The 5,852-nt window shown below is 52.7% G+C and carries 3 tRNA genes and 3 rRNA genes; all 6 read right to left on the bottom strand.

The features are described 5' to 3' along the window. Positions 1-29: 29 nt before the first annotated feature. The 6 genes from rrf to PROAA_RS15470 all read right to left on the bottom strand — a co-directional run bounded on the left by rrf (position 30) and on the right by PROAA_RS15470 (position 5,645). Positions 30-143: ribosomal RNA gene (rrf, locus tag PROAA_RS15495) — 5S ribosomal RNA — on the bottom strand. Positions 144-243: 100 nt separating this feature from the next. Continuing rightward, a 23S ribosomal RNA gene (locus tag PROAA_RS15490) occupies positions 244-3,273 on the bottom strand. Between the two features lie 269 nt (positions 3,274-3,542). After that, positions 3,543-3,618 (bottom strand) — tRNA-Ala (locus PROAA_RS15485). 98 nt (positions 3,619-3,716) lie between these two features. Then, positions 3,717-3,793, bottom strand: a tRNA-Ile gene (locus PROAA_RS15480). Between the two features lie 61 nt (positions 3,794-3,854). Then, a 16S ribosomal RNA gene (locus PROAA_RS15475) occupies positions 3,855-5,394 on the bottom strand. Together the 16S, 23S and 5S rRNA genes with 3 tRNA genes alongside form the textbook arrangement of a ribosomal RNA operon. Positions 5,395-5,568: 174 nt before the next feature. Beyond that, positions 5,569-5,645, bottom strand: a tRNA-Met gene (locus PROAA_RS15470). Positions 5,646-5,852: the final 207 nt, after the last annotated feature.

Here is a 5,852-nt window from a genome sequence, read left to right as displayed (position 1 = left end):
GCGTAGAGGGCTTGTGTTTTTGTGGGGGAGCCTGGCGGTGACCTACTTTCGCACACGTAGTATGCACTATCATCGGCGCGACTTCGTTTCACGGTCCTGTTCGAGATGGGAAGGGGTGGGTCCAAAGCGCTATGGCCGCCAAGCATAACTTGTCTGCAACTCGCGTTGGCGAATTGCGCAAAAGGGAAGAAGGTTGGTTGGGTGTTGGGTTGTGATTGTATTTGAGTTGCTGCTTAAAGTTATAGGATCAAGCCGCACGGGCAATTAGTACTGGTTAGCTTAACGCATTGCTGCGCTTCCACACCCAGCCTATCAACGTCGTGGTCTTCGACGACCCTTCAGGGGGATCAAGTCCCCAGGGAAATCTTATCTTAAGGCGAGTTTCACGCTTAGATGCTTTCAGCGTTTATCTCTTCCGAACTTAGCTACCCGGCGATACGACTGGCGTCATAACCGGTACACCAGAGGTTCGTCCACTCCGGTCCTCTCGTACTAGGAGCAGGTCCCTTCAAATTTCCAGCGCCCACGGCAGATAGGGACCAAACTGTCTCACGACGTTTTAAACCCAGCTCACGTACCACTTTAAATGGCGAACAGCCATACCCTTGGGACCGGCTACAGCCCCAGGATGTGATGAGCCGACATCGAGGTGCCAAACACCGCCGTCGATATGAACTCTTGGGCGGTATCAGCCTGTTATCCCCAGAGTACCTTTTATCCGTTGAGCGATGGCCCTTCCATACAGAACCACCGGATCACTATGACCTACTTTCGTACCTGCTCGACTTGTGGGTCTCGCAGTCAAGCACGCTTATGCCATTGCACTATTAGCACGATGTCCGACCGTACCTAGCGTACCTTCGTACTCCTCCGTTACACTTTGGGAGGAGACCGCCCCAGTCAAACTGCCTACCATGCACGGTCCCAGACCCGGATTCACGGGCCATGGTTAGAACCTCAAACAAACCAGGGTGGTATTTCAAGGTTGGCTCCACCAGAACTAGCGTCCCAGCTTCAAAGCCTCCCACCTATCCTACACAGACCGGTTCAAAGTCCAATGCAAAGCTACAGTAAAGGTTCATGGGGTCTTTCCGTCTTGCCGCGGGGAGATTGCATCTTCACAAACATTTCAACTTCGCTGAGTCTCAGGAGGAGACAGTGTGGCCATCGTTACGCCATTCGTGCAGGTCGGAACTTACCCGACAAGGAATTTCGCTACCTTAGGACCGTTATAGTTACGGCCGCCGTTTACCGGGGCTTCGATCAAGAGCTTGCACCCCATCACTTAACCTTCCGGCACCGGGCAGGCGTCACACCCTATACGTCCACTTTCGTGTTTGCAGAGTGCTGTGTTTTTATTAAACAGTCGCAGCCACCATTTCACTGCAACCCTTTCACGCTCCAGCCGCGAGGGCTTTCACGCTACCAGGGCGCACCTTCTCCCGAAGTTACGGTGCTAATTTGCCGAGTTCCTTCTCCTGAGTTCTCTCAAGCGCCTTAGAATTCTCATCCTGCCCACCTGTGTCGGTTTGCGGTACGGTCTCTTTGTAACTGAAGCTTAGAGGCTTTTCTTGGAAGCATGGTATCAATCACTTCGCGGCACAAGGCCACTCGTTATCACGCCTCATCTAAGCCCTGCGGATTTGCCTACAGGGCACGACTACACGCTTGAACCGGGACGTCCAACACCCGGCTGACCTAACCTTCTCCGTCCCCCCATCGCATTACAAAGAGGTACAGGAATATTAACCTGTTTCCCATCGACTACGCATTTCTGCCTCGCCTTAGGGGCCGACTCACCCTGCGCCGATGAACGTTGCGCAGGAAACCTTGGGCTTTCGGCGAGCGGGCCTTTCACCCGCTTTATCGCTACTCATGTCAGCATTCGCACTTCTGATACCTCCAGCATCCTTCTCAAGACACCTTCAACGGCCTACAGAACGCTCTCCTACCATATGTGCGTTCCCTTTAATTCACTCATTCGCATCTCACCCCTCATCTCGTCAAATCGACTCGATCAGTGAGTGACGGGCTTTGGTCTCCACATAACTTGCTGCGCAAGTTAGTGTCGCCCAAGCTTTTCTTCGAATGAATTAAAGTGGAACGCACATATCCGCGATTTCGGTGCATAGTTTGAGCCCCGTTACATCTTCCGCGCAGGACGACTCGACCAGTGAGCTATTACGCTTTCTTTAAAGGATGGCTGCTTCTAAGCCAACCTCCTGGCTGTCTGAGCCTTCCCACCTCGTTTCCCACTTAACTATGTCTTGGGGACCTTAATCGGCGGTCTGGGTTGTTTCCCTCTCGACACCGGACGTTAGCACCCGATGTCTGTCTCCCACGCTCGCACTCTTCGGTATTCGGAGTTTGCAATGGTTTGGTAAGTCGCGATGACCCCCTAGCCATAACAGTGCTCTACCCCCGAAGGTGATACGTGAGGCACTACCTAAATAGTTTTCGGAGAGAACCAGCTATTTCCAAGTTTGTTTAGCCTTTCACCCCTATCCACAGCTCATCCCCTAATTTTTCAACATTAGTGGGTTCGGACCTCCAGTGCGTGTTACCGCACCTTCATCCTGGCCATGGATAGATCACTTGGTTTCGGGTCTACGCCCAGCAACTAATCGCCCTTATCAGACTCGGTTTCCCTACGCCTCCCCTATTCGGTTAAGCTCGCTACTGAACGTAAGTCGCTGACCCATTATACAAAAGGTACGCAGTCACGGAACAAGTCCGCTCCCACTGTTTGTATGCATGCGGTTTCAGGATCTATTTCACTCCCCTCCCGGGGTTCTTTTCGCCTTTCCCTCACGGTACTGGTTCACTATCGGTCGATTACGAGTATTTAGCCTTGGAGGATGGTCCCCCCATGTTCAGACAAGGTTTCTCGTGCCCCGCCCTACTTGTCGCAAGCTTAGTACCACAATCGTGTTTTCGCGTACGGGGCTATCACCCACTACGGCGCAACTTTCCAGAAGCTTCCACTAACACAATCGCTATCACTTGCAGGCTGGTCCCATTTCGCTCGCCACTACTTTGGGAATCTCGGTTGATTTCTTTTCCTCCGGCTACTTAGATGTTTCAGTTCACCGGGTTCGCTTCCTCACCCCTATGTATTCAGGATGGGATACTCCTTGCGGAGTGGGTTTCCCCATTCGGACATCTCTGGATCAAAGCTTCATTGCCAGCTCCCCAGAGCTTTTCGCAGGCTTGCACGTCCTTCTTCGCCTGTAATCGCCAAGGCATCCACCACATGCACTTATTCGCTTGATCCTATAACTTTAAGCTCTCTTTTCGAGATCTGTCGGTTACAGGCAACTCATTTGTGCGATCCCTTGTGGTTAGCAAGAGATCGATGCAATCACAACCGTATCACGGGCCTCTCCTCGCTTCATGCCGACAGCGTTTAACCCGTGATACAACCTTCTTCCATTTTGTTAAAGAGCGCACTACAACTCGTTAGGAGTTAGGGGTGAGGAGTAAGGAGCAAACCGCTTGGTTTTACTCTTCACTCCTCACTCCTAACACCTCACAGCTTTAGGTGGTGGAGGATGACGGGATCGAACCGACGACCCCCTGCTTGCAAAGCAGGTGCTCTCCCAGCTGAGCTAATCCCCCTCTAAGCGTTCCATGCTGCGTTGCTCGGCAATCTTGCATAGCGAACTATGCGGCGATGCCTCGCGCCTTGCCTGAACCGCTTATCTATCCTGATATCCTGGTGGGTCTGGTTGGAATCGAACCAACGACCCCCGCCTTATCAAGACGATGCTCTAACCAACTGAGCTACAGACCCTCCGTCTGCGCTTCATAGGACAATCGATAGGTTGTGAGTTCTTGACCCGGTCTCGCTCTAGAAAGGAGGTGATCCAGCCGCAGGTTCCCCTACGGCTACCTTGTTACGACTTCACCCCAGTCACGAACCCTGCCGTGGTAATCGCCCTCCTTGCGGTTAGGCTAACTACTTCTGGCAGAACCCGCTCCCATGGTGTGACGGGCGGTGTGTACAAGACCCGGGAACGTATTCACCGCGACATGCTGATCCGCGATTACTAGCGATTCCGACTTCATGGAGTCGAGTTGCAGACTCCAATCCGGACTACGATCGGCTTTCTGAGATTGGCTCCCCCTCGCGGGTTGGCAACCCTCTGAACCGACCATTGTATGACGTGTGAAGCCCTACCCATAAGGGCCATGAGGACTTGACGTCATCCCCACCTTCCTCCGGTTTGTCACCGGCAGTCTCATTAAAGTGCCCAACTAAATGATGGCAATTAATGACAAGGGTTGCGCTCGTTGCGGGACTTAACCCAACATCTCACGACACGAGCTGACGACAGCCATGCAGCACCTGTGTTCAGGCTCCCTTTCGGGCACCAATCCATCTCTGGAAAGTTCCTGACATGTCAAGGGTAGGTAAGGTTTTTCGCGTTGCATCGAATTAATCCACATCATCCACCGCTTGTGCGGGTCCCCGTCAATTCCTTTGAGTTTTAGCCTTGCGGCCGTACTCCCCAGGCGGTCAACTTCACGCGTTAGCTACGGCACTAAAAGGTTTAACCCTCCCAACACCTAGTTGACATCGTTTAGGGCGTGGACTACCAGGGTATCTAATCCTGTTTGCTCCCCACGCTTTCGTGCATGAGCGTCAGTAGTGACCCAGGGGGCTGCCTTCGCCATCGGTATTCCTCCACATCTCTACGCATTTCACTGCTACACGTGGAATTCTACCCCCCTCTGCCACACTCTAGCCTTGCAGTCTCAAATGCAGTTCCCAGGTTGAGCCCGGGGATTTCACATCTGACTTACAAAACCGCCTGCGCACGCTTTACGCCCAGTAATTCCGATTAACGCTCGCACCCTACGTATTACCGCGGCTGCTGGCACGTAGTTAGCCGGTGCTTCTTATGCGGGTACCGTCATCTACTCAGGGTATTAACCCAAGCAATTTCTTCCCCACCGAAAGAGCTTTACAACCCGAAGGCCTTCTTCACTCACGCGGCATGGCTGGATCAGGCTTGCGCCCATTGTCCAAAATTCCCCACTGCTGCCTCCCGTAGGAGTCTGGACCGTGTCTCAGTTCCAGTGTGGCGGATCATCCTCTCAGACCCGCTACGGATCGTCGCCTTGGTGGGCCTTTACCCCACCAACTAGCTAATCCGACATCGGCCGCTCCAAAAGCGCAAGGTCCGAAGATCCCCTGCTTTCCTGCTCACAGAATATGCGGTATTAGCGTAACTTTCGCTACGTTATCCCCCACTTCAGGGCACGTTCCGATGCATTACTCACCCGTTCGCCACTCGCCACCAGGAGCAAGCTCCCGTGCTGCCGTTCGACTTGCATGTGTAAGGCATGCCGCCAGCGTTCAATCTGAGCCAGGATCAAACTCTTCAGTTCAATTCCTGTAAAAAAACTCTCGCTTGACGTCCTGTAATCCCGGTTTCACCCAGAACCACAGTCTTTTACTTCATCGTGCGAGTTACTTCATCTCGTCGCGTTATGTAAAAACATAATTAACCAGACCAAAAACCCACACCTATCGATTGTCTAATTGTTAAAGAGCGAACTGCTTGGTTGCGGGGACAGGATTTGAACCTGTGACCTTCGGGTTATGAGCCCGACGAGCTGCCAGACTGCTCCACCCCGCGTCCGTTTTGGTGAAGAGGCGGATTATGACATCCTTTTCTTCACCTCGCAACACATTGTACAAAACCTGCCTGTCGCGACATTTCCATTTGACCGGCAATGTGAGGCGGGGGCAAATACTAGCAAACTCGGCGATATGCCGTCAACACTGGCTGCTGCAAATGTAGGGAACAAGTAATCTGTCCGGTTTCATTCTATGCCTGAAGGAG

Origin of the sequence: Candidatus Propionivibrio aalborgensis, assembly GCF_900089945.1 — a bacterium.
Taxonomy (GTDB): Bacteria; Pseudomonadota; Gammaproteobacteria; order Burkholderiales; family Rhodocyclaceae; genus Propionivibrio; species Propionivibrio aalborgensis.
Note: the sequence above shows the minus strand (reverse complement) of the source record. Positions and strands in the feature narration are given on the sequence as shown.